Raw genomic sequence first — 26,159 nt, 5'->3', positions numbered from 1 at the left:
GAGGGTCGGGGGTGGTGCCGTCCCCGGGGGCCGGGGTGTTCTATGTGCCCGAGGGGCCGGTCGGGCCGGTCGGGCCGGTGAGCGGGGCGGTCGAGGTGCGGTCGGCTTCCTCGGCCGCCCCGCTCACCTCTGACCGCTTCTGAGCAGGTCGGATCGATTCGTGAACGCTGTCCGGACGCATGTCGGCGGGCTTATCGGTCTGTCGTACGAAGCCTCATACCAGAGCGGGACGTCTGCCGTAGGAGTTTGTCAACTGCCCACCGCACATGATGCGGTGACGACTACGGTGAGTGTCGGTCGACAGCGTCGCATGAGGGAGCGGGGACCGGTACGTGCAGGCACAAGGCGGACGAGGGAACCTGCCGGGAGGCGTCGGCGCCGAGGCGGAGACGGGACCGGCCGCGCGCGGGCGCGCGCCTCGGCGCGAAGGTGCGTCCCGGCGCGAGGTGACGTCCCGGCGTGAAGCTGCGCCCCGGCGTGAAGGCGGGCGGCACGGGCGACCGGCCGTCAAGTCCGCTCCGGCGCTGCCCGAGACGCACATACGGCCCCAGCTGCTGCGTCTTGCCGTGCTGCCCCCCGTCGCCGTCGCCCTCAGTGCCTGCGCCGCCGTGCTGTTCCTGGTCCGCTCCACCGGAGTGCGGCCGGGCCCCGCCCTGTGGGGCGTGCTCGGCGGCGCGGTGTGCGTGGCGCTCGCCGGCATCGTCATCGCCGCCGTGGCCGCCGACCGCGCCGCACGCACCGTGCACGACCGCATCGGCACGTTGCGCCGGAGCACCGCCCGGCGCGAGGGCGAACTGCGCGCCCTCGTCGAGACCCTGCGCCGCGGCGACGGCCCGCCCCCTCGGCCCCGGCACGCCGGACTGCCCCGGGACGCCGACGACTTCGACCTCCTCGCCACCGACCTGGCCCGTGCGCACGACGGTGCCGTGACCGCCGTGGTGCAGGCCTCCCGGCTGTCCAGCCAGGCGGGCAGCGAACAGAAGCTCGAGGTGTTCGTCAACCTGGCCCGGCGCCTTCAGTCCCTGGTGCACCGGGAGATCTCGATCCTCGACGAGCTGGAGAACGAGATCGAGGACCCCGACCTGCTCAAGGGCCTCTTCCACGTCGACCACCTCGCCACCCGCATCCGCCGCCACGCCGAGAACCTCGCGGTGCTCGGCGGGGCCGTCTCCCGGCGGCAGTGGAGCAACCCCGTCTCCATGACCGAGGTGCTGCGTTCGGCCATCGCCGAGGTCGAGCAGTACTCGCGGGTCAAGCTCGTGCCGCCCGTCGACGGGACTCTGCGCGGGCACGCCGTCGCCGACGTCATCCATCTCCTCGCCGAACTCGTCGAGAACGCCACGGTGTTCTCCGCCCCGCACACCCAGGTGCTGCTGCGGGCCAACCTCGTCACCTCGGGGCTCGCCGTCGAGGTCGAGGACCGAGGACTGGGCATGCCGGTCGGCGAACAGGACCGGATGAACGCCCTGTTGAGCGACCCCGACCAGGTCAATGTGGCCAGTCTGCTGGCCGATGGGCGCATCGGTCTGTTCGTGGTCTCCCAGCTCGCCAAGCGGCACGGCATCCATGTGCGGCTGCAGACCAACATCTACGGCGGTGTACAGGCGGTGCTCGTGGTGCCGCAGGCGTTGCTGGGCGCGGAGCCGGGGGCGCCGGCAGGGGCTGCGGTGGGCGCGGTCGGGCAGCCGCGTGAGGGTGACACCGGCGCGGGGACCGACTCGGGTACGGGCCCCCAGCGCGTGGTGACCGCGCCGGGTGCGCCGCTCTCGCCGGTGGCCGCACCTGCCGTACCGCAGTGGCAGCGGCAGCCGACCGCGCCACGGCCCTCGGTGACCAGGGAGCCCGCATCCGCACGGGTGCCTGCGCCCACGCCGGCGCACGGATCCGCAGCCTCGTCCCCGACCGCATCCGCGTCCGCCGCCGCATCGACGTCCACGTCCGCCACGGCGCCCTCCTCCGACGGAGGAGCCATCGCCCCGCCGCTGCCCGTGCGCGGTGCCCGGCAGGTGCGGCCCACCCCGGCCGAGGCCGTGCCCGGTATCAGCGCCGACGACCGGCAGCTGCTCGCCGAGAACGACACCAAGCCGCTCACCCCTCGCACCGGCACCGTGCGCGGCACCATGGGCAAACCCCAGCTGCCCCGCCGCCGCGCCCAGGAGCACATCGCACCCCAGCTGCGCGAGGGCCCCGCTCCTCGCCAGGACACCGAGCACGTCCCCGGCCACGACCCCAACCTGATGGCCGCCTTCCAACGGGGCATCAGCCTGGCCGAGTCCCAGCAGCACATGGAGTCCCACCAACTCGTCGAACGGGACCACATGCAGACCGGCCCCGTGGAGACCGGCCACATGGAGCCCCAGCCCATGGAACGCGGCAGCAACGGGACCAGGCACACGGAGCCCGGCCACACGGAGCCCCACGCCATGGAGCGCGGCCACATCGGGCCCGACCACATGGGGCGCGAGCACATGTCGCCGGTCCCCATGCCCGACCGCACACCACTCCCCGCAGGGGACACAGCGCGTACCGACCACACCGCCCGGCACGACGGGAGCGCCTCCGCCGGATGACCACCCCCACCCCCACTACACGATCCAGCGCTCCCGCAGACCTTCGTATCCCAAGGAGTCGATCCACCATGGCGAGCGATGCGCCGACCGCCCATGTATCCGATCTCGACTGGCTGATGAGCGGCCTCGTGCAACGCGTACCGCACACCACCAGCGCCGTTCTGCTGTCCTGCGACGGGCTGGTGAAATCCATGCACGGCCTCGACCCGGACAGCGCCGACCACATGGCCGCCCTGGCCTCCGGCCTGTACTCCCTCGGCCGCAGCGCGGGCATCCGCTTCGGCGACGGCGGCGACGTCCGCCAGGTGGTCGTCGAGCTGGACTCGACCCTGCTGTTCGTCACCACCGCCGGCTCCGGCACCTGCCTCGCCGTGCTGGCCGGCCGCGAGGCCGACGCCGCCGTGCTCGGCTACGAGATGGCGATGCTGGTCAAGAGCGTCCGGCCCTATCTGGTGACCGCACCCCGCCAGCACGCCGTCGAGCCCCAGGCATCCCCGGGTTCGCCGGCCTCCCCGGCGATGAGGCCTTGAGCGCGGCGACCGCCGGTGACGGACCGTGGCTCGACGACGCGGCCGGGCGGCTGGTGCGCCCCTTCACCGTCAGCAACGGCCGCACCCGACCCACCGTCGCCCTCGACCTGCTGTCGCAGGTGATGGCCACCGGAGCCACCCCCCTCGGCTACCTCGGCCCCGAACACGTACAGGCCCTCGACCTGTGCCGCGCCCCCGTCCCGGTCGCCGAGATCGCCGCCCACCTCAAGCTGCCGGTGGCCGTCACCAAGGTGCTGCTGGCGGACCTCGTCGACTGCGGGGCGCTGACCACCAAGCCCCCCGCGTTCCACCACACCCCGACGGACCGGGCCCTTCTGGAGGCAGTGCTCGATGGACTACGACGACAGCTCTGACTACGGCGACGGCGCGCACTACGGCGACCGCGCACCGTACGACGACAACTCCGAGCAGGGCGGCGACCTCTTCCCCACCGCGCTGAAGATCCTCGTCGCGGGCGGGTTCGGCGTGGGCAAGACCACCTTCGTCGGCGCGGTCAGCGAGATCGCGCCGCTCAGCACGGAGGAACTGCTCACCACGGTCAGCGCCGCCACCGACAGCCTCGACGGGATCGAGAACAAGGTCGAGACGACCGTGGCCATGGACTTCGGCCGCATCACCCTCGACGCCGAACATGTGCTGTACCTGTTCGGCACGCCGGGCCAGGAGCGGTTCTGGTTCATGTGGGACGAGCTCTGCGAGGGCGCCCTCGGAGCGGTCATCCTCGCCGACACCCGGCGCCTTCAGGAGTGCTTCGCGGCCGTGGACTTCTTCGAGCAGCGCGGACTCGGCTTCATCGTCGCCGTCAACGAGTTCGACGGCGCCTTCCGCTACGACCCGGAGGAGGTGCGCGCAGCCCTCGACCTGCCGGACGAGATCCCCGTCGTGTGCTGCGACGCCCGGATCTCCAGCTCCGGAGTCCAGACCCTGCTCACTCTCGTCCGGCATCTCATCGCCCACGCCCCGGCCGCCGCCACGGGGTACGGCGCCCACATGTGATCCCCGCACACCGTCACGGAGCCCGTATATGACCGTCGCCCATAGGACCTTCGCCCACCCTCAGGGAGCCCGCCCATGAGCTACGACCCGCCCCGCCCGGCCGGTCGTCTGCTGCTCACCCCGGAGGACAAGGAGGCACCCGCCCGAACCCGCAGGCTGCACCGGCTGGGCCTGGGGGAGCGCCCCGAGCCCTCCCTCGACGCCTTCGCCTACGGTCTCGCCGAGCTCACCGGAGCCCCGTACGCCATGGTCAACTTCCTCGGCGAGGAGGGTCAGTTCTTCGCGGGCCTGTGCACCCCGGCCGCCCCGCCCGCCGTCCGCAGTGACGGCACCGGTGCCCTGCTGGGCCGGGTGCTGCCCCGCGACCATGGCTTCTGCCCCCATGTGGTGGCCCGGCGCAAGGCGCTGGCGCTCCCGGACGTGAGCGACTATCCGCGGTTCGCGGGCAACCCGGTCGTCGACGAGTTCGGCATCCGCTCCTATCTGGGCGCCCCGCTGATCGACAGCACCGGCATGGTGCTGGGCACCGTGTCCGTCTGCGACATCCGCCCGCGGGCCTGGGGACAGGAGGGCCTGGCCGCCATCAAGGAGCGGGCCGCGGATCTCGTCGTACGCCTGGAGCGGCGGGAGGACGACGGGCTGCCGCTGTGAGACGGCCGCGGCGGTGAGCACCGCGAGGGGGTCGCACCGCCGATGAGGTGACGGCGTGAAGGAAAGCTGTGGCTGCGCTTAAGAAATCCTCGATGGACCGGTGAAGGTGTTGTACGGCAGATTGCAGTGCGATTCCACTCCTCTTCCCGGCACCCGGGCTTCCTTCGCATGCCCGGGTGCCGGGACTCACCCACAGGAGCCGTTGCGTTGAAGGCGCTGGTCAAGCAGAAGGCGGAACCCGGGCTGTGGCTCGCGGACGTCCCGGAGCCCGCCGTCGGACCGGGTGAGGTGCTGATCAAGGTGCTGCGCACCGGAATCTGCGGCACCGACCTGCACATCCGCAACTGGGACGGCTGGGCCCGGCAGACCATCAGCACCCCGCTGGTCCTCGGGCACGAGTTCGCCGGCGAAGTGGTGGAGACCGGCCGGGACGTCCCCGAGGACATCAAGGTCGGTGACCGCGTGAGCGGCGAGGGCCACCTGGTGTGCGGCAAGTGCCGCAACTGCCTGGCCGGCCGCCGCCATCTGTGCCGGGCCACCGTGGGTCTCGGTGTGGGACGCGACGGCGCCTTCGCCGAGTACGTCACGCTGCCCGCCACCAACGTCTGGGTGCACCGCGTCCCCGTCGACCTCGACATCGCCGCGATCTTCGACCCGTTCGGCAACGCCGTGCACACCGCGCTGTCCTTCCCGGTCGTCGGCGAGGACGTGCTGATCACCGGCGCCGGCCCCATCGGCCTGATGGCCGCCGCCGTGGCCCGGCACGCGGGCGCCCGGCACGTCATGATCACCGACGTCAGCGAGGAGCGCCTGGAGCTCGCCCGCAAGATCGGCGCGAGTCTGGCCCTGAACGTCGCCGAGTCGACCATCGCCGACGGGCAGCAGGCCCTCGGCCTGCGCGAGGGCTTCGACGTCGGCCTGGAGATGTCCGGCCGCCCCGAGGCCCTGCGGGACATGCTCGCCAACATGACGCACGGCGGCCGGATCGCGATGCTCGGCCTGCCCGCCGAGGAGTTCCCGGTCGACTGGGCCCGGATCGTCACCTCGATGATCACCATCAAGGGCATCTACGGCCGGGAGATGTTCGAGACCTGGTACGCCATGTCGGTGCTGCTGGAGGGCGGCCTGGACCTCGCCCCGGTCATCACCGGACGCTACGGCTACCGCGACTTCGAGGCCGCCTTCGACGACGCGGCGAGCGGCAAGGGCGGCAAGGTCATCCTCGACTGGACTGCTTGATTTTTTGCTCGGTTCGCCCGTAACGCACCCTTGGAGCTGCCATGTTCGAATCCGTCCGCGACGACCTGCGCGCCACCCTCGACGAGATCCGCGCCGCCGGTCTGCACAAGCCCGAGCGCGTCATCGGCACCCCGCAGTCGGCCACCGTGAACGTCACCGCCGGCGGCCGCCCCGGCGAGGTCCTCAACTTCTGCGCCAACAACTACCTCGGCCTCGCCGACCACCCCGAGGTGATCGCCGCCGCCCACGAGGCGCTGGACCGCTGGGGCTACGGCATGGCGTCCGTCCGCTTCATCTGCGGCACCCAGGAGGTGCACAAGGAGCTCGAGGCGCGGCTGTCGGCGTTCCTCGGCCAGGAGGACACGATCCTGTACTCCTCCTGCTTCGACGCCAACGGCGGCGTGTTCGAGACACTGCTCGGCCCGGAGGACGCGGTCATCTCCGACGCCCTGAACCACGCCTCCATCATCGACGGCATCCGCCTGTCCAAGGCCCGCCGCTTCCGGTACGCCAACCGTGACCTGGAGGACCTGGAGACGCAGCTCAAGGAGGCCTCGGACGCGCGCCGCAGGCTGATCGTCACCGACGGCGTGTTCTCCATGGACGGCTATGTGGCGCCGCTGCGGGAGATCTGCGACCTCGCCGACCGCTACGACGCGATGGTCATGGTCGACGACTCGCACGCCGTCGGCTTCGTCGGCCCCGGCGGGCGCGGCACCCCCGAACTGCACGGCGTGATGGACCGCGTCGACATCATCACCGGCACCCTCGGCAAGGCCCTCGGCGGCGCGTCCGGCGGCTATGTCGCCGCCCGCGCGGAGATCGTCGCCCTGCTGCGCCAGCGCTCGCGGCCGTACCTGTTCTCCAACACGCTCGCCCCGGTGATCGCCGCGGCCTCGCTCAAGGTCCTCGACCTGCTGGAGTCGGCGGACGACCTGCGGGTCCGGCTCGCGGAGAACACCGCCCTGTTCCGCCGCCGGATGACCGAGGAGGGCTTCGACATCCTCCCCGGCGACCACGCCATCGCCCCGGTGATGATCGGCGACGCGGCACGGGCCGGACGCATGGCCGAGCTGCTGCTGGAGCGCGGGGTGTACGTGATCGGGTTCTCCTACCCGGTGGTGCCGCAGGGCCAGGCCCGTATCCGGGTCCAGCTGTCGGCCGCGCACTCCACCGCGGACGTCGACCGCGCCGTGGACGCCTTCGTCGCGGCACGGGCGGAGCTCGACGCCTGAGCCGACGGCACCGCTGTATTTGAGACAATCGATCGCATGATCGAGGCGCGGCGGCTCCACATCCTCCGTGCGGTGGCCGACCACCGCACGGTCACGGCGGCTGCCGCCGCGCTGTACCTCACCCCGTCGGCCGTGTCCCAGCAGCTCACCGCGCTGGAACAGGAGACGGGCCACCGGCTGGTGGAGCGCAGCGCCAAGGGCGTACGGCTGACCCCGGCCGGCGAGATCCTGCTGCGTCACACCAACGCCGTCCTCGCCCAGCTGGAGCGGGCCGCCGCCGAGCTCGCCGCCTACAGCTCGGGCTCGGCCGGAACCGTGACCGTCGCCTCCTTCGCGACCGGGATCGCCGAGGTCGTCGCGCCCGCGGTGGCCCGCCTCGCCCGGTCGGCGCCCGGCATCCGCATCCGCGTCCAGGACGCCGAGGGCGACGCCAGTCTGCCGATGGTGCTGGACCGGCAGGTCGACGTCGCCGTCGCGGTCGAGTACCGGGGGGCGCCGCCCGCCGACGATCCGCGCCTCGCCCACGTACCGCTGTACGCGGAGCCCTTCGACGCGGTCGTCCCCGTCACCCACCGCCTCGCGGACACCGCCGAGGTGCCGCTGGCCGAACTGGCCAAGGACCCGTGGATCGGACCGTACCCGGGCAACCCCTGCCATGACGTGGTGGTGCTGGCCTGCGAGAACGCCGGGTTCCAGCCCCGTCTGGAGCACTCCTCCGACGACTTCCGCGCGGTCGTCGCGCTCGCCTCGGCGGACGCCGGGGTGGCGCTCGTGCCCCGCTCGGCGCTGCGCGGCATGGATCTGACCGGCGTGGTGGTGCGCCCGGTCGACGGAGTGGCGCCCACGCGCCGGGTCTTCGCCGCGGTGCGCCGGGGCGCGGAGGAGCATCCGCTGATCAAGCCCGTCCTGGACGCGCTCCGCGAGGCCGCCGGGGAGGCCTGAGCAGTCGTTTCATATCTGGGATACAGTCCCGGATATGAAACGAGATGAGGCAGGGGTGACCCCGGACCCCGTCGACGTCCGGCTGGGCGCGCGGCTGGCCGAACTGCGGGCCGAACACGGCTGGTCCCTCGGAGAGTTGGCGGATCGCAGCGGGATCAGCCGGTCCACCCTGTCCCGGGCCGAGCGGGCGGAGATCAGCCCGACCGCCTCCCTGCTCAATCGCCTCTGCGCCGTCTACGGGCGCACCATGTCCCAGCTGCTCAGCGAGGTCGAGGCGGAGCCCGCCCCGGTGGTGCGGGCCGCCGAGCAGCCGGTGTGGGAGGACACGGCCTCCGGTTTCGTCCGCCGGTCCGTGTCACCGCCGCACGGCGGGCTGCGCGGCGAACTGGTCGAGGGCAGGCTCACCGCCGGCGCCGACATCGCCTACGACCGGCCGCCCGTGCCCGGCCTCGAACAGCACATCTGGGTGCTGGAAGGAGCCCTCACCGTGACGGCCCAGGACACCGACCACCCCCTTGCCACCGGCGACTGCCTCAGGCTGCGCGTCTGGGGCCCGACACGCTTCCGCTGCCCCGGACCGGACGACGTGCGCTACGTCCTGGCGGTGGTACGGCCATGAACATCACCCCCGTGGACGCCGGTCGACTGGCCGAGGACGCCGAGACCCTGGCCGACCTGCTGACCGACACCGTGGACGGCGGGGCCTCCGTCGGCTTCCTCGCCCCGCTCGACAAGGGCGCCGCCCTCGCCTGGTGGAAGGAGCGGTCCGCTGCGGTCGCCGCCGGCGAACTCGCCGTCTGGGTCGCCTACGACGACGAGGGCCGGGCGCTCGGCACCATCAGCCTCGCCTTCCCCGACAAGCCCAACAGCGCCCACCGCGCCGAACTCGTGAAGCTCATGGTGCACCGCGCCGCCCGCGGCCGGGGACTGGGGCGCAGGCTGCTGGCCCTCGCGGAGGAGGCAGCCGCCGCGCGCGGCATCACCCTGCTGCACCTGGACACCGAGACGGACAGCCCCGCCGAACACCTCTACCGCTCCGCCGGCTGGACCCCCGTGGGCGCGATCCCCGACTACGCGGCGGACCCGGCCGGGGTGCTCCGGCCGACGACGATCTACTACAAGCGCCTCGCGGGGACCCCGCACCACGCTCCGACCAGGTGATTGTCAGTGGCAGGCGCTACGGTGCCTGCCATGCCGGATGCCGAAGACGTACGACGGATCGCCCTGTCCCTGCCGGACACGACGGAGAAGGTCGCCTGGAGCATGCCCACGTTCCGGGTCGCGGGGAAGATGTTCGCCACGCTGCCCGAGGACGAGACCTCGATCGCCGTGCGCTGCCCGAAGGAGGAACGCGACGAACTGGCCCTCGCCGAACCGCGGAAGTTCTGGATCGCCGAGCACGAGGCGCAGTTCGCCTGGGTCAGAGTCCGCCTCTCCGCCCTCGAGGACGAGGCCGAACTGCACGACATCCTGGCCGACTCCTGGCGCCAGGCGGCCCCGCCCCGGCTGCTGGAGGCCCACCCTGGGCTGGGGCTGCCGCCCGCGGACTGAAATTCCCGGGGCGTTGTCACTGCCCCGTGGCATGATCCGGGACCGTGAGCGGAAGCCGGGGCCACAGGGGGCTCCGGCCGCCGTGACGTGAGGGGCAGACGGCACGGGGCAGCGGTCGGGGAGGCAAGCAGGTGAGGGCGACGTCCGAGAAGTCGACGCGGGCCCGGGAGGTCTGGTCGCGGGACTTCGGGCTGTTCTTCGTCGCGCGGGCCGTCGCCCGGCTCGGTGACACCATGCTGCCCGTGGCGCTGGCCGCGGGGTTGCTGCAGCACGGGTACGGGGCGGGCGCCGTCGGTCTGGCCATGGCCGCGACCGCCGCCGCGTTCGCCGGGCTCGTCGTCTTCGGCGGGGTGATCGCCGACCGGTTCAGCACCCGCAAGCTGATGATCGGGGCCGATCTGGTGCGCCTGGCCGCCCAGTTGCTCGCGGCCGGGCTGTTCTTCTCCGGGCATGTCGTGCTGTGGGAGATCTGCGCCATCGGCTTCGTCAACGGCGTCGCCGGCGCGGTGTTCCAGCCCGGTGTCGCCAGCACCGTGCCCCGGCTCGCCTCCGACATCCAGGGCGCCAACGGGGCGATACGCATCGCCGAGTCCAGCGCCCAGCTCGCCGGACCCGCCCTCGCCGGACTGCTCGTCGGCTTCGCCTCACCGGGTGGCGTCTTCGTGGCGCACGCGGCGACGTACGGGGTGAGCGCCCTGTGCCTGCTGCTGCTCCGGCTCCCCCCGCTCCCGGCGGGCAGCCGGACGGCACCGCACACCGGCCGCCGCGCCTTCCGGGCCGATCTCGTGGAGGGCTGGCGGGAGTTCCGGGCCCGCACCTGGCTCTGGGGAGTCATCGCCATCTGGTGCCTGTACATGATCGCCGTGTGGGGGCCGACCGTCCCGCTGGTCGCCGCCGATGTGGTGCAGGAGCACGGCCCGCGCGCGTACGGCCTGGTCAACTCCGCTCTCGGCGCGGGCACGGTCGTCGGCGGTTTCCTCGCGCTGCGTCTGCGGCCCCGCCGTATGCTCCGCGCCGGCGCGATCGCCCTCTTCGCCTTCGCGGCGTTCCCCGCCTCCGTCGGGGCCGGGCTCGGGGTGCCGGCCATGGCGGCCGGGGCGGCCGTCGCCGGGGCCGGCCTGTCGTTCTGGGGCGTGATGTGGGCGACCAGCGTGCAGACCCAGGTCCCGCCGGACGTCCTCAACCGCATCCACGCCTACGACGTGGCCGGCTCCCTGGCGATGATGCCGGTCGGCCAGGCCCTCGCCGGCCCCGCCGCGTCGCTGCTCGGCACACAGCACGTTCTGCTGGCGGCCGGCGTGATCAGCCTCGTCGTCTCGGGCGCCCTGCTGGCGGTCCCGGCGATACGCAACCTGGTCCGTGCGGAGACATCCCCGGGCGAGGGGCCCTTGGGCCGGCCGGATCCCGGCACCTCGCCGCACCGGAAGCCGACCGCCAAGGACACCTGTTCCGAACGGGGTTGAGCCGCCGGGGGGGATGAACCCCGGGCCGCGCCCATCAAACCCCCGCCGCCACCCGCCCCGCCGACAGGAAACCCCCGATCCGCTCGCGCAGCGACCGCGCGTCGAGGCCGTGCGCCGCGACATGCTCCTCGATGTGGCCGTACCGCCGCAGCTCGGCTCGGCCCACGCCCAGCCCCAGCACCCGGTGCGGTACATCCGACAGCGCGTCGTTCGCCGCCCCCGTCGACGTGCCCGCCAGATACGGCTCGACCAGCACGACATCCGTCCCCGCCGCCTCCGTGGCCCGGCGCAGAGCGGCGCCGTCGAAGGGGCGGACGGTGGTGGCGTACAGGACCGTGACGTCCAGGCCCTCCGTCGCGGCGAGCACCGCGTCCAGCATCGGGCCGACCGCGATCACGACTCCCGACCTGCCCTCGCGCACGCTCAGGAACCGCTCGCCGTCCACGGGCCGGGCCTGCTCGTTGGCCTGCACGGACAACCGCACGTACACCTTGTCGTCCCCGGCGGCCACGGCGTGCCGCAGCAGCGTCTCGGCCTCGTCCGGGTGCCCCGGCACATGCACGGTCCAGCCGTCCAGGGTGTCCAGCAGCGCCACATCGCCCGGCGCCATGTGCGTATATCCACCGGCGGGCCAGTCGAAGGACGCGGCGGCGCTCACCAGCACCGCACCCACGCCCTGATGCCCCAGATCCAGCTTGACCTGCTCGAAGGGCCGCTCGACCAGGAAGCTGGCGAACGTGTGCACCACCGGCCGCAACCCCGTGAGCGCCATCCCGGCCGCGGCCCCCACCAGCAACTGCTCACGAATGCCGACGTTCACGACCCGGTCGGGATGCCGCCGCTGGGCCGCCTCGAATCCGTCCCTGCCGATCTCGGCGAGCACCACGGCGACCCGTGGATCCTCGTCGAGCAGCCGGGAGACGACAGGGGCCAGACGATCACGCATGGTGTCCACGGAGATCGCTCCTTTCAAGTGCTGGATGAGTAAGGGGACTTCACACGGACTTCGGCTCGACCCGGGCCACCACCACATGGGGCCGCCCCGGATGCGGCGCGGTGAACGCGGCGTACAGCGCCTCGTGATCACGGCCGTCGACGGTGCGCGTGGACCAGCCCGCCGCCTCGAACCGCGCGGCGATCCCGCCGGGCCGGGCATGACTCGCGGAGGAGTTGTCCACGACGACGACGTGCAGCCGCTCCAGACCGGCGGGCCCGGCGAAGGCGAGCGCCTCGTGATTGCTGCCCTCGTCCAGCTCGGCGTCCCCGATCAGCGTCCACACCCGCGGCTCGTCGAGCCCCTGCGCCCGCAGCCCCAGCGCCGTACCGACCGCGATCGGCAGCCCGTGCCCCAGCGAGCCGCTGCCGATCTCCGCCCCCGGCACCAGCATCCGGTCGGGATGATGGCCGAGCGGGGAGTCGTAGGAGCCGAAGTCCGGGAGCCACTCCACTGGCAGGAACCCCTTCGCGGCCAGCACGGCGTAGTACGCCATCGGCCCGTGCCCCTTCGACAGCAGGAACCGGTCCCGTCCCGGATCGTCCACCCGCTCCGGACTCACCCGCAGCACCCGGTCGTACAGCACCCACAGCACATCCAGGGTGGACGTCGCGGCCGGCCCGTGCTTCTCGTCGCCGGTCATGAGACTCATCAGCCCGGGCACGTCCGCGTACCCGTACACACGCCTGGTTTCCTCGGTCGTCGTCATGCCGACGATGCTGCAACCTCAACCAAACTTGAGGTCAAGCGCGAGAAAGGGATGCGCGATCACCGCCGCGAGTGCGGTATGGTTTCCGTGCGCGTTCGGCCGGGGGAATCCCCAGGTCAGACGGGCAACGGGACGTGGCGCAGCTTGGTAGCGCACTTGACTGGGGGTCAAGGGGTCGCAGGTTCAAATCCTGTCGTCCCGACTTTTCGATCACGCGAAAGTCGCAGGTGAGGGGCCGTTGCTGACGGCCCCTTTTCACTGTGCCGGGGCGGTGGGGCCCTCGCCGTACCGGTCCACCGGGATGTGTCCGCCCGCGCGCCCCTCGTCGTCCAGCAGCTGGCCCCTCCGCTTCGCCGTCACCAGCGTGACGTCACGACGCAGCACCCGGGCCTCCGGCACCCTGGCGCCCAGCCGGGTCTCGAACGCCGTCGCGTCGGCCGGTGACCGCGCCCACGCCGACACCATCAGATTCGCCTCGCCCGTGACCGCCATGCACAGCCGGGCCACGGCCGCCGACGCCACGGCCACCGCACGCGCCGCCCTGACCGGCGTCTACGGCGAGGCCGGCGTCCAGCACATGCCGCGTCCGCTCTCCGGCAGCGAGGACTTCGGCATCTACGGCACCACCGCGGGCTACCCGTCCGTCTTCTGGATGTGGGGCTCGGCCGCCCCGAAGCTCTACGGCGACACCCCCGCCCCGACCGAGGTCCCGCCGGGCATCCCCGGCAACCACTCCCCGCGCTTCGCCCCCCAGGTCGAGCCGGTCATCGCCTACGGCGTACGCGGACTGCGCGCGGTGGCGGCGGCGTTCCACGGGACGGAGGACAGCGAGCAGGGCTGATTCCGGCGTCGCACGCGGGCCTCCGTGGCCTGCCGGACATCCCGGGGACGCCCCCGCCGGTGTACGTCCTTGCCGGCCGACTCCGTGGCCGGCGGCCCTCCTCCCGTCGGCAGTTCACCGATGCTCGGGGCGATTCATCATCAAATGTCCTTGATGTCGCCCTATGTGCTGCCTAACGTTCGCCGGGTAAGCAGCGCCGCGGGGTCACACCCGCGCCGCCATCCCGGAAGTGAGGTGTGGAGCGCGTGCACGCCAGGTGTGGACGGCCCCGAGGGGCGGCGCGGAGGGTGCCGGTGCTGGCCGCGCTGACGCTGCTCGCCTCGGCGCTCGCCGCCTGCGGCGGGGAGGAGGACTCCGGGCGGCCCACCCTCAACTGGTACAACTTCCCCGACGATTCCGGCGCCCTGCAGAAGGCCGCCGACCGGTGCAGTCAGGCCTCCGGCGGCCGCTACCGGATCAGCTACAACAAGCTGCCCCGCGCCGCCGACGGCCAGCGCCAGCAGATGGTGCGCCGTCTCGCCGCCGAGGACGACTCCATGGACATCCTCGGCCTGGACGTCACCTGGGCCGCCGAGTTCGCCGAGGCCCGCTGGATCCGCGAGTGGACCGGCGAGATGAAACGCCGGGCCACCGAGGGCACCCTGCGCGTGCCGCTGCAGACGGCCACCTGGAAGGACAGGCTGTACGCCGTCCCGTACAACACCAACACCCAGCTGCTCTGGTACCGCAAGGACCTGGTGCCCACCCCGCCGAAGACCTGGGCCGAGATGCTGGAGATGTCCCGCGAGCTGGCCCGGCAGCGCAAGCCGCACTACGTGGAGATCCAGGGCGCCCAGTACGAGGGCCTCACCGTCTGGTTCAACACGCTCGTCAACAGCGCCGGCGGCTCCATCCTGAACGCCAGTGCCACCGAACCGTCCCTCGGGCCGCCCGCGGTACGGGCCGCCGGCATCATGCGCGACCTCGCCCGTTCCCCAGCCGCGGACCCCTCCCTGCCCAACCAGATGGAGGACCAGAACCGCCTCGCCATGGAGTCGGGGGTGGCCGCCTTCGAGCTCAACTACCCGTTCGTCTATCCGTCGATGAGGGCGAACAACCCGGAGCTGTTCAAGAACTTCCGCTGGGCACCCTACCCGCGCGTCGACGCCGATCGCCCCGCCCGGCCCACCATCGGCGGCATCGACCTCGCCGTCAGCTCCTACTCCCGCCACCCCGACCTGGCCTTCGAGGCCGCGCTGTGCCTGCGCAACCGGGAGAACCAGCTCACCGCCGCCCTCGAGGGCGGCCTGCCGCCCACGCTTCGCGCCCTGTACGACGAACCGGCGTTCATGAAGGAGTACCCCTTCTCCAAGGACGTGCTGGCCGCCCTGGAATCGGCGAGCGTACGGCCGCTGACCCCCGCCTACCAGAACGTGTCGATCGCCGTCTCCCACACGCTGTCCCCGCCCTCCGCGATCGACCCGGAGAGCTCGGTGGCGACCATCAGGGACCAGATCGACAAGGCCCTGCGATCCGAGGGTGTGATCCCGTGACCGACCGCCCACCGCGCGGCAAGGCGCTCTCGGCCGGTGCCCGGCAGGAACGGCGCCTCGGCTGGCTGCTGTGCGCACCGGCCGTGATCGTCATGCTCGCCGTGACCGCCTACCCCATCGGATACGCCGTCTACCTCTCCCTCCAGCGCTACGACCTGCGCTTCCCGGCCCGCGCCGAGTTCGTGGGCCTGAGCAACTACGGGGCCGTGCTGTCCTCCCCCTACTGGTGGGACGCCTTCTGGGTCACGCTGTTCATCACCGCCGTGTCCGTGACCATCGAACTCGTCCTCGGCATGGGCCTCGCCCTGGTGATGCACCGCACCCTCTTCTGGCGCGGCACCGTACGCACCGCCGTCCTCATCCCGTACGGCATCGTCACCGTCGTCGCCGCCTTCTCCTGGCAGTACGCCTGGACGCCCGAACTCGGTTACCTCGCCGAACTGCTGCCGCAAGGGGACGCCCCGCTGACCGAGCAGTGGCCCGCGCTGTGGCTGATCATCCTCGCCGAGGTGTGGAAGACCACCCCCTTCATGGCCCTGCTGCTGCTCGCCGGACTCGCCCTCGTCCCCGAGGAGACCCTGAAGGCGGCCATGGTCGACGGCGCCACCCCCTGGCAGAGGTTCACCCGGATCATGCTGCCGCTGATGAAACCGGCGATCCTGGTGGCCCTGCTCTTCCGCACCCTGGACGCCTTCCGGATCTTCGACAACATCTACGTCCTGACCGCGGGCGCCCAGGGCACCGGCTCCCTGTCGATCCTCGGCTACGACAACCTGTTCACCGCGCTGAACCTCGGCATCGGGTCGGCGATCTCGGTCCTGATCTTCCTCTGTGTCGGGATCATCGCCTTCACCTTCGTCAAACTGTTCGGCGCCGCCGCACCCGGCGCGGAGGTGAAGCGCTGATGGCCGCCGCCGGCAAGACCCACGCCACCCGCTGGGGCGTCGTCAACGTGGTCGTGGTGCTCTACGCCCTGTTCCCGGTGTGGTGGATCGCCGCACTGTCGTTCAAGGACCCGAGCACCCTCACCGACGGCACCTACATCCCCCGCGACTGGACCTGGGAGAACTACAAAGGCATCTTCGAGACCGCCGAGTTCACCCGCGCCCTGATCAACTCCATCGGCATCGCCCTGATCGCCACCGTGATCGCGGTCGCCCTCGGCACCATGGCCGCCTACGCGGTCGCCCGGCTGCGGTTCCCCGGCAAGCAGGTGCTGATCGGCATGTCGCTGCTCATCGCCATGTTCCCGCCGATCTCCCTGGTGTCCCCGCTGTTCAACATCGAGCGCATCATCGGCATCTTCGACACCTGGATCGGCCTGATCATCCCGTACATGACCTTCTCGCTGCCGCTGGCGATCTACACCCTGTCGGCGTTCTTCCGGGAGATCCCCTGGGACCTGGAGAAGGCCGCCAAGGTCGACGGGGCCACGCCCGCGCAGGCGTTCCGTCTGGTCATCGTGCCGCTCGCCGCGCCCGGCGTGTTCACCACCGCCATCCTCGTGTTCATCTTCTGCTGGAACGACTTCCTCTTCGCGATCTCGCTGACCTCCACCGAGTCCGCGCGGACGGTGCCCGCCGCGATCGCGTTCTTCACCGGCAGTTCCCAGTTCCAGCAGCCCACCGGGTCGATCGCCGCCGCCGCCGTGGTGATCACCATTCCGATCATCGTGTTCGTCCTGCTCTTCCAGCGGCGGATCGTCGCCGGACTGACGTCCGGCGCGGTCAAGGGATGAGTCCGAAGGATCCGAAGACTCCGAAGGCTCCGAAAGCAAGGAGGCGCCCCCATGGCCGAGATCGTCCTCGAGGGAGTCAGCAAGCGGTACCCCGACGGGTCCCTCGCCGTGCGGGACGTGGACCTGGAGATCGCCGACGGCGAGTTCGTGATCCTGGTCGGCCCGTCCGGCTGCGGCAAGTCCACCACCCTGAACATGATCGCCGGGCTCGAGGACATCACCGAGGGCACGCTGCGCATCGGCGGCCGGGTCGTCAACGACCTCGCGCCCAAGGAACGCGACGTCGCCATGGTGTTCCAGAGCTACGCCCTGTACCCGCACATGACGGTGCGGGAGAACATGGGCTTCCCGCTGCGGCTGGCGAAGGTCGACAAGGCGACCATCGACGCCAAGGTCGAGGAGGCCGCCCGGGTCCTGGACCTCGGCGACTTCCTGGACCGCAAGCCCGCCCACCTCTCCGGCGGCCAGCGCCAGCGTGTCGCCATGGGCCGCGCCATCGTCCGCGACCCCAAGGCGTTCCTGATGGACGAGCCGCTGTCCAACCTCGACGCCAAGCTGCGGGTGCAGATGCGCACCCAGATCTCCCGGCTGCAGCGGCGCCTGGGCACCACCACCGTGTACGTCACCCACGACCAGACCGAGGCCATGACCCTCGGGGACCGGATCGTGGTGATGCGTCAGGGCGTGGTCCAGCAGGTCGGCACGTCCGCCGAGCTCTACGACACCCCGCGCAATCTGTTCGTCGCCGGCTTCATCGGCTCCCCGGCGATGAACTTCCTCCACGCCACCCTGGAGGAGGGCGCCCTGCGCTCACCGCTCGGCGACCTGCCGCTGCCGGACGCCGCCCGGCAGGCGCTCCAGCGGCAGAACGCGCCCCGTGAGGTCATCCTCGGGCTGCGCCCCGAGGCCTTCGAGGACGCCGCCCTCGCCCGGGAGCCCGGCGCCGCCACCGTCACCGCGACCGTGGAGGTGCTGGAGTCGCTGGGCTCCGACGCCTACGTCTACTTCAGCGCCGAGGGCGGGCCGGTGACCACCGCCGAACTGGAGGAACTGGCCACCGACTCGGGCGTGCGCGACACCGGCGCCGGGGCCGCGCAGCAGATCGTGGCCCGCCTGGATGCCGCCACCCGGGCCCGCGAGGGCGCCCCCGTCGAGCTCCGGGTCGACATGTCCAAGGCGCACGTCTTCCACCCGGAGACCGGCGCGAACCTCACCCACCCGGAGCACACGGGCGGCTGAGCCGCCCGCCGCCCGTGCTCAGATCGCGCAGCCCGCGTGTGCCAGTGCCTGCTTCAGCAGGACCCCGTGTCCGCCCGGCATCTCGCTCTGGACCGCCTCCGACACGGCCTCCTGCGGGCTGAACCACACCAGGTCCAGCGCGTCCTGCCGGGGCCGGCAGTCACCGGTCACCGGCACGATGTAGGCCAGCGACACCGCGTGCTGACGCGGGTCGTGGTACGGCGTGACGCCCAGCGTGGGGAAGTACTCCGCGACCGTGAACGGCTGCAGCGACGCCGGGACACGGGGCAGCGCCACCGGACCGAGGTCCTTCTCCAGATGCCGCAGCAGGGCGTCGCGGACCCGCTCGTGGTGCAGGACCCGGCCGGAGACCAGGGTCCGGCTGACCGTTCCGTCGGGCCCGATGCGCAGCAGCAGGCCGACGCTGGTGACTTCGCCGCTGTCGTCGACCCGCACCGGGACGGCCTCGACGTACAGGATCGGCATACGGGCACGGGCCGACTCCAGCTCGTCGGAGGACAGCCAGCCGGGCGTGGTCTCGGTCATGTCAGACATTGCTTGATCATACTTTCGACGGTTCCGGAGTGCGGGGAAGCCGCCGGTACACGCGCAGGGCGTTGTCCCGGCCGGCCCAGGCGGCGAAGCGCAGCGCGTCGGGCAGGGCGATCTCGCCGGCGTCCACCCGCTGTTGCAGCAGCTCGGCCAGGCCCTGACGGAAGGCCAGGGCACCCAGGTGGTAGAACTCGGCCAGACCGTAGGCGTCCGAGCTGTACAGCAGTTTGCGCGGCGGGGTGATCTCCAGCGCCTCCGCGAGCACGGCGGCGGCCCGCGCCGGACCGACGTGGTGCAGGGTGAGCCCGACGTCGAGGTACACGTGCTCGAAGACGGCGGCGAGATAGGCGGCATGCCGCTGGTAGGGCCAGCAGTGCAGCAGCAGCACCGGGACGGTGCCCGTGGTCAGATGGAGCCAGTCCGTCAGGTGGGTGGGGTCCACGCGGTGCAGCCGGATGTCGTTGTCGCCGAACCCGGTGTGCAGTTGCAGCGGCAGCCCCAGGTCCACGGCGGTCCACAGCAGATGCCGTACCAGCACCGGGTCGGCCAGGCGGGTGCCGGTGGGCAGCCACCGGGCGGCGGCCTCGGTGACCTCGGCGCCGGACGGCCGGGCCGGATCCAGGTCGAAGCCGGTGCGGTAGGCCGCCACCGACTTCACACCGACCACCTCCGGCCGCCGTACGGCCTCCTGCGCCGCCGCCCGGAACGCGTCGGCGTACGCGTCCGGCTCCACGCCGCCCGCCGCCAGTGACTCGGCGACGCTCTCCAGCCGGACGATCTCGTGCCGCACGGGCGGCACGGTGACCGGCTCGGGGGCGAAGCCGGTGTCGACGCAGAACACCTCCGTGCCGCAGGCCGCCAGGAGACGCCGGGTCGCCTCGGCCCCGCCGAGCTCCGCGCGCCGGGCCAGATAGGCGTCGGCGGGGGCGTGCCGGGGCAGGTCCAGCAGGGGTGCGCAATGGCGGCGGACGGCCAGTCCGGCGGGGCTGTCGAAGGGGGAGACGCCGGGCCAGGCCTCGCCCTCGGTGAGCAGGGACTCGAAGCCCGGCCGGTCCAGGCCGGCGGTGACGACGCCGTGGCAGTGGTGGTCCACCAGCGCCAGCGCGTCGAGCGCCTCGCGGACGGGACCGTTCACCGTGCCGGTCATCTCAGTACACCCACCGGTACGCCGCCGCGACCCGCTCGTCGTCCAGCCCGTCGACGGCCGCCAGTTCGCCCTGCCGTACGGCGATCACGGCGTCCGCCAGGACCGGGCCCAGCGTCTCGCGCAGCAGCCCGTCCTCGCGGAACGCGTCCAGGGCCTCGGCGAGCGACACCGGCAGTCTGCGGACGCCTCGGGCCGCCGCCTCCTGGGCGGTGAACCGGGCCGGGTCGCCGGTGACCTCCTCGCGCAGGGCGGCCGACGCGGCGAGTCCGTCGAGACCGGCGGCGATCAGGCAGGCGAGCGCGAGATACGGGTTGGCGGCCAGGTCGACCGGCTTCACCTCCAGATTCGCCGCCCTGTCCCGCAGCCCCGCCGTGCCGGTGACGACCCGCAGCGCGGTCTCGCGGGTCTCCCGGCCCCAGGCGGCGAAGACACCGGCCCACTGGGACGGCCTCAGCCGCAGATAGCTCGCCGGGGAGGGGGCCGTCAGCGCGGTCAGGCCGGGAAGGTGCGTGAGCAGACCGGCGGTGAAGGACTCCGCCGCGGACGTCATGCCGTAGCGGCCCTCGCCGCCGGAGTGCAGGTTCACCCCGTGGCGCCAGACCGACAGATGGATGTGGCCGCCGTTGCCGACACCCCGGGCGAGCACGGCGGGGGAGAAGGACACCCGCAGGCCGTGCCGCCGGGCGACCGCCCGGATCGTCTGACGCACCAGCACGCTGCGGTCGGCCGCCGCGACCGGGTCGAGCGCGCCCACCGACAGCTCGAACTGGCCGGGCGCGTACTCCGGATGGAACTGCTCGACATCCACGCCCTGCGCCGCGCACGCCGCCAGCAGGTCGGCGGCGTAGTCACCGGCCTCCACCTGCCGCGTCGCACCGTACGCCGGTCCCGTCGTCGCCGGGACGAACGCGCCCTCGGGGGCGTCGCCCCGGCCCAGCGTCCACTCGACCTCGACGGCCGCGCGGAACGTCAGCCCGTGCCGCTCGGCCGCCTCCGAGACGATCCGGCGCAGCAGGCTGCGCCCGCACCCGGGGTGCCGCTCGCCCTCCTGCGTGATGCGGTCCACCGGCGCCCACGCCCAGCCCGGTTGCCCGGCCAGCACCGTCACCTGGTCCAGGTCCGGGTACAGGCGCAGATCGCCGTCGGGGGAGCCGAGGACGTCGGTGCTGACGATGGCGTCGTTCGCCAGGAAGGTGTCGAACACCGGTGACATGCCGACGCCCCAGGCCGCCGCGTCGGGGAGCCGCGCCGTCGGGACGGTCTTGATCCGGCCGATGCCCGCCGTGTCGACGTACGACAGCACCACGCCGTGCACGCCCCGGCCGGCCAGCTCGCCGCCCAGCGCGGTGGCCCGTTCGACGTCTCCGGGACGCCCGCCGGGTACGGGGTCGGCCAGGGTCGTCATGCGTCCTCCTCGACGGTGCCGTCCGGCGCTCGGCCGGGGATCGTCCGGACCGGTCGGACTCCCGTCAGGGTTTCACGCCCACCGCGCCGTACTGCGGCACCACCACGGCGGAGCCGGACGTGGCGCGCCACCGGGAGCACGACACCAGGCCAGGGTCCACCAGCTCCAGGCCGTCGAAGAACGCGGCGATCTCCGCACCGCTGCGGGCCGTGATCGGCGGAGTGGCATTCTCGTTCCAGAACTCCATGGCGGGCACCTGGAGTTCACCGCCGACCTCGGGGTCGAAGGTCGGGTGGGTGAGCACCAGGAAGCTGCCGGAGGGCACCGCGTCCATGACGCGGCGCACGATGGAGCGGGCCTCGTCGGTGTCGAGGACGAAGTTGAGGATGCCCAGCATCATCACCGCGACCGGACGGTCGAAGTCGAGGGTGTCGGCGGCCCGTCGGAGGATCGCGTCGGGGTCGTGCACATCGGCGTCGATGTAGTCGGTGACGCCGTCACGGGTGCCGGTGAGCAGAGTGCGGGCGTGGACCAGCACGATCGGGTCGTTGTCGACGTAGACGATCCGGGCGTCGGGCGCGATCCGCTGGGCGATCTCATGGGTGTTGTCCGCGGTCGGCAGCCCGGTGCCGATGTCGAGGAACTGCCGCACCCCGCGCTCGCCGGCCAGGAACGTCACCGCCCGGCCCAGGAACTCCCGGTCGGCCCGGGCGATGTCCCGGATGATCGGGTTGATCGACGCGACGTGGTCGCCGACCTTCTGGTCGACCTCGTAGTTGTCCTTGCCGCCGATCCAGTAGTTCCACACGCGCGCGTTGTGCGCCACACCGGTGTTCAGCCTCGCCGACCCGCTCGGCGGGGTGTGGCTCTCACTCACGTCTCTTCCTCTCCCTCGCCCGTACGACCACGACCGGCCGATGCGGCCATTGTGCCGCGCGATGATCACGTTGTCCTGGGAACGGGGCAGGCCGGAGAGATGGGGGGAGGGGCGGGCGCAGGAGCCGGCGTGGGGCGGGCGGCGCTAGGAACCGGCGTGTTCCAGGACCTCCTCGGCCACGTCCTTCTCGGTGGCCGCGCGCACCAACGCCGCCGCGAGGACCGCCGGTTCGGTGCGGCCGGACAGGCCGAGCAGCCGGTCGGGGTCCTCGGGGAGCTTCAGCCGTTCCGCCCCCTGGAGGGCCTTGGTGTCCAGCAGGGGCGCCGTCTCCGGCCACACGCGCTGCACCTCGCGCAGGAAGATGTCGGCTCCCGCGGGCCCGAGCCCCGGGAACTCCCGCAGCCGCCGCCGCAGTTCGTCCAGGTCGCCGTCGGCCTCCTTGCGCAGCCGGCGCAGATCCCCGCCCCAGCGTTCGGTCAACAGCTCGGCGGCGTCACCCAGTTGGGTCGCCGTGCGCTCGTCGTAGCGCCGGTAGCCGCCGCGGCCGAGCGCGTCCACCCGCTCCTGCCAGTCGGCGTCCGCCATCCGGCGCGGATCGCGCAGCCCCGCCTCGTGCAGGGCACGGGCGGTGGCCACGGCGATCGAGGCGCGGATGCGGGCGCTGAGCAGATGCGCCAGCACCAGCAGCCGGTACAGCGGCTGCGGGGTGTCCTTGAGCCGGATGCCCGCCTCCTCCGCGTACGTCTGCCCGTGCGCGCGCACGAGTTCGCGGACGACCCGCTCGTCCCGGCCGCTCATGGCCTCACGCCTTGAGCGGATCGTGGCCGAGCGACATCAGCCGGTGCCGCAGGGCGGTGTCCTCGGCGGCGGGTTCGTTCTCCAGGTCCGTCTCCGTCGTCACGGTGTCCACGACCTGCCGCATCACCCGCAGATCGTCCTCGGTGAGATCGGTCCGCCGCTTCTGGAGGACGGCGAGGACATGCTGCCCGGTGGCGTCGCCCGCCTGGTCCGGCAGCGGTTCCGTCCGCTCGTCGGCGTCGGCCACCCGCAGCCAGGCCGCCAGCTCCGCAGACGTCATGTTCACCACGCGGTGGAAGTCCTCCCACAGCGCGTCGAGTTCGAGGGCGTCACTCATCATGGGCCCCTTACGTCCGTACGTGCGTGCTGTCGCCGGAAACGCCGCGCTCAGGACTCGCCCGGGACGTTCTCCGCCTCGAACATCCAGCGCTGCTTCTCCAGTTCGGCGGTGATCGTGATCAGCAGGTCCTGGGTGACCAGATCCGCCTTCTCGGTGGCGTCGATGCGCTCCCGCATCCGGGTGATCGCCGCGCCGAGGGCCTCCGTCATCACCCGCACCGCCTCCGTGTCGCGCAGCCAGCCCTCCTTGGGGGCGGGCAGCGAGAACACCTTGGCGATCGTCTCGGGACGGCCGTCCGGGGGCACACCGAGCGCCGCGGCCCGCTCCGCCACCGTGTCGGAGTGGGTCCGCGCGGCCGAGACGACCTCGTCCAGCTGGAAGTGGATGGAACGGAACCGCGGGCCCACGACGTTCCAGTGGGCCTGCTTGCCGATCAGCGACAGACCGAGAAGATCCACCAGCGTGTCCTGGAGCGCCTCGCAGGAAACCCGGCGGGCTTCCTCGGGAAGGGTGCTCCGCACAACAGTCATGGGTCAGTGCTCCTTCTCTCATGGAATCCGGGACTGATCGGGTGCCCCGGCCCATGCGCCACAAACCCGGGCGGCTGTCGCGCGGAGGCCGCTCAGCCTGCGAGAACGTCGTCCAGGAAGCGCGTCAGATCGTCGTACGCCTCGGCCCTGCACGTCTCGTTGAACACCTCGTGCCGGGCGCCGGGATACACCTTCCGCGTCAGCCGGCCGCCGCTGAGCGGCTCCACTCCGACGCGGCTGCCCGGCAGCGGCACCAGGCGGTCGTCGTCCCCGTGCAGCCACAGCAGCGGCAGCCGGCCGACGTCGCCGGACTTCGCCACCGTGGCGAGCGTGCGGGCGAACGCCTCCACCGTCGGCCGCTTCATCGGCCCGTGCCAGACCAGCGGATCGGCCGCGTACGCCGCGCCCACCGCGGGGTCACGGGAGAGCGCCGCCGGGCTGATCGGCGTGTCGGGGATCTCGTCCAGGGCGAGCAGCCGGCCCGGCAGCTCCCAGTCGCCGATCACCGGGGCCGAGAGCACCAGGGCGGCGAGCGTCTCGCCGTACCGCTGGGCGTAGCGGGCCGCGATCAGGCCGCCCATGGAGTGGCCGATCACGACCAGCGGCAGACCGGGGTGGTCCTCGCGCAGCCGCAGGGCGATGGTGTGCACATCGGTGACGACCTCCTCGAAGTCCTCGATCAGCACCCGCTCGCCCGCCGACTCGCCGTGCCCCATGTGATCGGGCCCGGCCACCAGCGCCCCGTGCCGGACGAGCACGCCGGCGAGTTCGGCGTAGCGGCCGATGTGCTCGCCGTATCCGTGGACGACCAGCGCGAGGTAGCGGGGGCGACCGCCGGACCATTCGCGGACCGCCAGCGTGCCGCGGGTGCCGGGGAGGTTGTACGCGCGGGCATCGGGCATGGATCCTCCAGATCGTCCGGGAGAAACTGCTCATGTCCTGGGGATCTTTCCAGGTGGCCGCGGTGCGGTCTATAGTTCGAAACTAGCGGTGCTAATTAAGAGTTCGCCGGACACGGCACACCCCCCTCTGCTTCCGTCAGGAGTCCTCCTCGTGCGTCCCGTCCATTTCGCGGCCGCCCGCCGCACCCCCATCGGCAAGCTGCGCGGAGCCCTCTCCCCGGTACGGCCCGACGATCTCGCGGCCGCCGTGATCCGGGGTCTGGTCGCCGAGGTTCCCGCGCTGGACCCGGCCCGCGTGGACGACGTCTACTGGGGCGCCGCCAACCAGGCCGGCGAGGACAACCGCAACGTGGCCCGCATGGCCGCGCTGCTCGCCGGGCTCCCCGAGTCCGTGCCCGGCGCCACCGTGAACCGCCTGTGCGCCTCCGGTCTCGAGGCCGTCACCGCCGCCGCCCGCACCATCGCCGCGGGCGAGGCCGACATCGTGATCGCCGGCGGCTCCGAGTCGATGAGCCGGGCCCCCTTCGTCCTGCCCCGGCCCGACGAGGCCCTGCCGCACCGCATGGAGACCGCCGACACCCGGCTCGGCTGGCGGCTGGTCAACCCCGCGATGAAGGACCTGCACGGCCTGCTGTCCATGGGCGAGACCGCCGAGGAGGTCGCCGAGCGGTACGGCATCTCGCGTGAGCGGCAGGACGAGTTCGCGCTGCGCAGCCATCAGCGGGCGGCCGACGCGCGCAAGAACGGCTGCTTCGACGACGAGCTGCTGCCGGTCGAGCGCGCCGACGGGGTGGTGGTGGACGCCGACGAGTGCATCCGTGAGGACACCTCCCTGGAGAAGCTGGCCCGGCTGAAGCCGGTGTTCCGTCAGGGCGGGTCCGTCACGGCGGGCAACGCGTCCCCGATGAACGACGGTGCGGCCGGGCTGATCCTGGTCAGCGAGGAGGTGCTGAACGAGCTGGGCCTGGAGTCCCTGGGCCGCTATGTCGCCGGTGGGTCCGCCGGTGTCCACCCCGACGTCATGGGCATCGGGCCCGTGCCGGCCACCCGCAAGGTGCTGGCGCGCGCGGACTGGGAGATCGGCGACATCCAGGAGGCCGAGTTCAACGAGGCGTTCGCCGCGCAGGCGCTGGCGTGCGTGGACGAGCTGGGGATCGATCCCGAGCTGGTCAATCCGACGGGCGGGGCGATCGCCCTCGGTCATCCGCTGGGCTGCTCCGGGGCGCGGATTCTGACGACGCTGCTGCACCGGATGCGGCGGACCGGGGCGTCCAAGGGGCTGGCGACGATGTGTGTGGGTGTGGGGCAGGGGAGTGCGGTGCTGGTGGAGCGGCATTAGGCAGGGGTCGTCTCGGTC

Annotated in this window: 29 protein-coding genes and 1 tRNA gene; 19 read left to right on the top strand and 11 right to left on the bottom strand. The window is 72.2% G+C overall.

Annotation, left to right across the window (positions count from 1 at the left end):
* Nucleotides 1-446 precede the first annotated feature (446 nt).
* From N4P33_RS05000 to N4P33_RS04945, 12 genes are all read left to right on the top strand, one after another.
* Nucleotides 447-2,570 carry an ATP-binding protein gene (locus N4P33_RS05000; protein WP_260824993.1) on the top strand — a complete coding sequence of 708 codons (2,124 nt, stop codon included), beginning with the start codon at nt 447-449 and terminating at the stop codon, nt 2,568-2,570.
* Between the two features lie 68 nt (nt 2,571-2,638).
* A complete protein-coding gene (locus N4P33_RS04995; RefSeq protein WP_260824991.1) occupies nt 2,639-3,100 on the top strand; it encodes a roadblock/LC7 domain-containing protein in 462 nt (153 codons plus the stop codon).
* Nucleotides 3,097-3,474 (top strand): DUF742 domain-containing protein, encoded by a 378-nt coding sequence (locus tag N4P33_RS04990; protein ID WP_260824990.1) that lies wholly within the window; start codon nt 3,097-3,099, stop codon nt 3,472-3,474. The genes N4P33_RS04995 and N4P33_RS04990 overlap by 4 nt, the downstream gene beginning before the upstream one ends.
* Entirely contained in the window at nt 3,452-4,117 is a 666-nt protein-coding gene (locus N4P33_RS04985; RefSeq protein WP_260824988.1) for an ATP/GTP-binding protein, read from the top strand. The genes N4P33_RS04990 and N4P33_RS04985 overlap by 23 nt, the downstream gene beginning before the upstream one ends.
* Nucleotides 4,118-4,192: 75 nt before the next feature.
* On the top strand, nt 4,193-4,768 hold the full coding sequence (locus N4P33_RS04980; RefSeq protein ID WP_260824987.1) for a GAF domain-containing protein: 576 nt from the start codon (nt 4,193-4,195) through the stop codon (nt 4,766-4,768).
* A gap of 207 nt (nt 4,769-4,975) precedes the next feature.
* The gene (gene tdh / locus N4P33_RS04975) at nt 4,976-6,007 is read left to right on the top strand and encodes an L-threonine 3-dehydrogenase (protein ID WP_260824986.1); all 1,032 of its coding nucleotides are present in this window, start codon (nt 4,976-4,978) and stop codon (nt 6,005-6,007) included.
* A 41-nt stretch (nt 6,008-6,048) separates the two neighbouring features.
* The gene (locus N4P33_RS04970) at nt 6,049-7,242 is read left to right on the top strand and encodes a glycine C-acetyltransferase (protein WP_260824985.1); all 1,194 of its coding nucleotides are present in this window, start codon (nt 6,049-6,051) and stop codon (nt 7,240-7,242) included.
* 36 nt (nt 7,243-7,278) lie between these two features.
* Nucleotides 7,279-8,184, top strand: coding sequence for a LysR family transcriptional regulator (locus N4P33_RS04965; protein ID WP_260824984.1), 906 nt, complete (start codon nt 7,279-7,281; stop codon nt 8,182-8,184).
* A 34-nt stretch (nt 8,185-8,218) separates the two neighbouring features.
* On the top strand, nt 8,219-8,803 hold the full coding sequence (locus tag N4P33_RS04960; RefSeq protein ID WP_260824983.1) for a helix-turn-helix domain-containing protein: 585 nt from the start codon (nt 8,219-8,221) through the stop codon (nt 8,801-8,803).
* Nucleotides 8,800-9,345, top strand: coding sequence for a GNAT family N-acetyltransferase (locus tag N4P33_RS04955; RefSeq protein WP_260824982.1), 546 nt, complete (start codon nt 8,800-8,802; stop codon nt 9,343-9,345). Before N4P33_RS04960 ends, N4P33_RS04955 begins: the two co-directional genes overlap by 4 nt.
* 30 nt (nt 9,346-9,375) lie before the next feature.
* Nucleotides 9,376-9,735 carry an MmcQ/YjbR family DNA-binding protein gene (locus N4P33_RS04950; RefSeq protein ID WP_260824980.1) on the top strand — a complete coding sequence of 120 codons (360 nt, stop codon included), beginning with the start codon at nt 9,376-9,378 and terminating at the stop codon, nt 9,733-9,735.
* A 131-nt stretch (nt 9,736-9,866) separates the two neighbouring features.
* Entirely contained in the window at nt 9,867-11,198 is a 1,332-nt protein-coding gene (locus tag N4P33_RS04945; RefSeq protein WP_260824979.1) for an MFS transporter, read from the top strand.
* 34 nt (nt 11,199-11,232) lie between these two features.
* On the opposite strand, the gene N4P33_RS04940 is transcribed toward N4P33_RS04945, so the two are convergent.
* A complete protein-coding gene (locus tag N4P33_RS04940) occupies nt 11,233-12,153 on the bottom strand; it encodes a transketolase family protein (RefSeq protein WP_260824978.1) in 921 nt (306 codons plus the stop codon).
* A gap of 40 nt (nt 12,154-12,193) precedes the next feature.
* Entirely contained in the window at nt 12,194-12,901 is a 708-nt protein-coding gene (locus N4P33_RS04935; RefSeq protein WP_260824977.1) for a transketolase, read from the bottom strand.
* A gap of 128 nt (nt 12,902-13,029) precedes the next feature.
* Here N4P33_RS04935 and N4P33_RS04930 point away from each other — a divergent pair.
* A tRNA-Pro gene (locus tag N4P33_RS04930) sits at nt 13,030-13,103 on the top strand.
* A 53-nt stretch (nt 13,104-13,156) separates the two neighbouring features.
* Here the strand turns inward: N4P33_RS04930 and N4P33_RS04925 are convergent.
* Complete coding sequence (locus N4P33_RS04925) at nt 13,157-13,393, bottom strand: hypothetical protein (protein WP_260824976.1); 237 nt, start codon at nt 13,391-13,393, stop codon at nt 13,157-13,159.
* Here N4P33_RS04925 and N4P33_RS04920 point away from each other — a divergent pair.
* The 5 genes from N4P33_RS04920 (at nt 13,383) to N4P33_RS04900 (ending at nt 18,251) form a co-directional block, all read left to right on the top strand.
* Complete coding sequence (locus tag N4P33_RS04920) at nt 13,383-13,742, top strand: hypothetical protein (RefSeq protein WP_260824975.1); 360 nt, start codon at nt 13,383-13,385, stop codon at nt 13,740-13,742. The genes N4P33_RS04925 and N4P33_RS04920 overlap by 11 nt on opposite strands.
* A gap of 293 nt (nt 13,743-14,035) precedes the next feature.
* Entirely contained in the window at nt 14,036-15,274 is a 1,239-nt protein-coding gene (locus tag N4P33_RS04915) for an ABC transporter substrate-binding protein (RefSeq protein ID WP_260824973.1), read from the top strand.
* Nucleotides 15,271-16,179, top strand: a complete 909-nt coding sequence (locus N4P33_RS04910) for a carbohydrate ABC transporter permease (protein ID WP_260824972.1) — start codon at nt 15,271-15,273, stop codon at nt 16,177-16,179. Before N4P33_RS04915 ends, N4P33_RS04910 begins: the two co-directional genes overlap by 4 nt.
* A complete protein-coding gene (locus tag N4P33_RS04905; protein ID WP_260824971.1) occupies nt 16,179-17,012 on the top strand; it encodes a carbohydrate ABC transporter permease in 834 nt (277 codons plus the stop codon). The genes N4P33_RS04910 and N4P33_RS04905 overlap by 1 nt, the downstream gene beginning before the upstream one ends.
* 51 nt (nt 17,013-17,063) lie before the next feature.
* A complete protein-coding gene (locus tag N4P33_RS04900) occupies nt 17,064-18,251 on the top strand; it encodes an ABC transporter ATP-binding protein (protein WP_260824969.1) in 1,188 nt (395 codons plus the stop codon).
* 18 nt (nt 18,252-18,269) lie between these two features.
* Here N4P33_RS04900 and N4P33_RS04895 read toward each other — a convergent pair whose 3' ends face one another.
* The 8 genes from N4P33_RS04895 to N4P33_RS04860 form a co-directional block, all read right to left on the bottom strand.
* A complete protein-coding gene (locus N4P33_RS04895) occupies nt 18,270-18,797 on the bottom strand; it encodes an NUDIX hydrolase family protein (protein WP_260825005.1) in 528 nt (175 codons plus the stop codon).
* Nucleotides 18,798-18,813: 16 nt separating this feature from the next.
* Nucleotides 18,814-19,950, bottom strand: coding sequence for an amidohydrolase (locus N4P33_RS04890; RefSeq protein WP_260824968.1), 1,137 nt, complete (start codon nt 19,948-19,950; stop codon nt 18,814-18,816).
* A gap of 1 nt (nt 19,951) precedes the next feature.
* A complete protein-coding gene (locus tag N4P33_RS04885; RefSeq protein WP_260824967.1) occupies nt 19,952-21,355 on the bottom strand; it encodes a glutamine synthetase family protein in 1,404 nt (467 codons plus the stop codon).
* Between the two features lie 64 nt (nt 21,356-21,419).
* On the bottom strand, nt 21,420-22,232 hold the full coding sequence (locus N4P33_RS04880) for an SAM-dependent methyltransferase (protein ID WP_260824966.1): 813 nt from the start codon (nt 22,230-22,232) through the stop codon (nt 21,420-21,422).
* 144 nt (nt 22,233-22,376) lie between these two features.
* Nucleotides 22,377-23,030, bottom strand: a complete 654-nt coding sequence (locus tag N4P33_RS04875) for an endonuclease (protein ID WP_260824965.1) — start codon at nt 23,028-23,030, stop codon at nt 22,377-22,379.
* Nucleotides 23,031-23,034: 4 nt separating this feature from the next.
* Nucleotides 23,035-23,367, bottom strand: coding sequence for a DUF3140 domain-containing protein (locus tag N4P33_RS04870; RefSeq protein ID WP_260824964.1), 333 nt, complete (start codon nt 23,365-23,367; stop codon nt 23,035-23,037).
* Between the two features lie 50 nt (nt 23,368-23,417).
* Entirely contained in the window at nt 23,418-23,900 is a 483-nt protein-coding gene (locus N4P33_RS04865; RefSeq protein WP_260824963.1) for a Dps family protein, read from the bottom strand.
* 92 nt (nt 23,901-23,992) lie between these two features.
* Nucleotides 23,993-24,802, bottom strand: a complete 810-nt coding sequence (locus tag N4P33_RS04860; RefSeq protein ID WP_260824962.1) for an alpha/beta hydrolase — start codon at nt 24,800-24,802, stop codon at nt 23,993-23,995.
* Between the two features lie 151 nt (nt 24,803-24,953).
* Here N4P33_RS04860 and N4P33_RS04855 point away from each other — a divergent pair, with 151 nt between their 5' ends.
* Entirely contained in the window at nt 24,954-26,141 is a 1,188-nt protein-coding gene (locus N4P33_RS04855) for a thiolase family protein (protein ID WP_260824961.1), read from the top strand.
* Nucleotides 26,142-26,159: the final 18 nt, after the last annotated feature.

This window comes from Streptomyces sp. 15-116A, from assembly GCF_025290915.1.
Taxonomy (GTDB): domain Bacteria; phylum Actinomycetota; class Actinomycetes; order Streptomycetales; family Streptomycetaceae; genus Streptomyces.
Note: the sequence above shows the minus strand (reverse complement) of the source record. Positions and strands in the feature narration are given on the sequence as shown.

Excerpts from the sequence above, each read along its gene's own strand:
- N4P33_RS04995 (WP_260824991.1), top strand. The coding sequence starts at position 2,639 with ATGGCGAGCGATGCGCCGACCGCCCATGTATCCGATCTCGACTGGCTG.
- N4P33_RS04985 (WP_260824988.1), top strand. The coding sequence starts at position 3,452 with ATGGACTACGACGACAGCTCTGACTACGGCGACGGCGCGCACTACGGC.
- N4P33_RS04980 (WP_260824987.1), top strand. The coding sequence starts at position 4,193 with ATGAGCTACGACCCGCCCCGCCCGGCCGGTCGTCTGCTGCTCACCCCG.
- N4P33_RS04970 (WP_260824985.1), top strand. The coding sequence starts at position 6,049 with ATGTTCGAATCCGTCCGCGACGACCTGCGCGCCACCCTCGACGAGATC.
- N4P33_RS04965 (WP_260824984.1), top strand. The coding sequence starts at position 7,279 with ATGATCGAGGCGCGGCGGCTCCACATCCTCCGTGCGGTGGCCGACCAC.
- N4P33_RS04960 (WP_260824983.1), top strand. The coding sequence starts at position 8,219 with ATGAAACGAGATGAGGCAGGGGTGACCCCGGACCCCGTCGACGTCCGG.
- N4P33_RS04955 (WP_260824982.1), top strand. The coding sequence starts at position 8,800 with ATGAACATCACCCCCGTGGACGCCGGTCGACTGGCCGAGGACGCCGAG.
- N4P33_RS04950 (WP_260824980.1), top strand. The coding sequence starts at position 9,376 with ATGCCGGATGCCGAAGACGTACGACGGATCGCCCTGTCCCTGCCGGAC.
- N4P33_RS04935 (WP_260824977.1), bottom strand. The coding sequence starts at position 12,901 with ATGACGACGACCGAGGAAACCAGGCGTGTGTACGGGTACGCGGACGTG.
- N4P33_RS04925 (WP_260824976.1), bottom strand. The coding sequence starts at position 13,393 with ATGGCGGTCACGGGCGAGGCGAATCTGATGGTGTCGGCGTGGGCGCGG.
- N4P33_RS04905 (WP_260824971.1), top strand. The coding sequence starts at position 16,179 with ATGGCCGCCGCCGGCAAGACCCACGCCACCCGCTGGGGCGTCGTCAAC.
- N4P33_RS04900 (WP_260824969.1), top strand. The coding sequence starts at position 17,064 with ATGGCCGAGATCGTCCTCGAGGGAGTCAGCAAGCGGTACCCCGACGGG.
- N4P33_RS04895 (WP_260825005.1), bottom strand. The coding sequence starts at position 18,797 with ATGACCGAGACCACGCCCGGCTGGCTGTCCTCCGACGAGCTGGAGTCG.
- N4P33_RS04890 (WP_260824968.1), bottom strand. The coding sequence starts at position 19,950 with ATGACCGGCACGGTGAACGGTCCCGTCCGCGAGGCGCTCGACGCGCTG.
- N4P33_RS04885 (WP_260824967.1), bottom strand. The coding sequence starts at position 21,355 with ATGACGACCCTGGCCGACCCCGTACCCGGCGGGCGTCCCGGAGACGTC.
- N4P33_RS04875 (WP_260824965.1), bottom strand. The coding sequence starts at position 23,030 with ATGAGCGGCCGGGACGAGCGGGTCGTCCGCGAACTCGTGCGCGCGCAC.
- N4P33_RS04870 (WP_260824964.1), bottom strand. The coding sequence starts at position 23,367 with ATGAGTGACGCCCTCGAACTCGACGCGCTGTGGGAGGACTTCCACCGC.
- N4P33_RS04865 (WP_260824963.1), bottom strand. The coding sequence starts at position 23,900 with ATGACTGTTGTGCGGAGCACCCTTCCCGAGGAAGCCCGCCGGGTTTCC.
- N4P33_RS04860 (WP_260824962.1), bottom strand. The coding sequence starts at position 24,802 with ATGCCCGATGCCCGCGCGTACAACCTCCCCGGCACCCGCGGCACGCTG.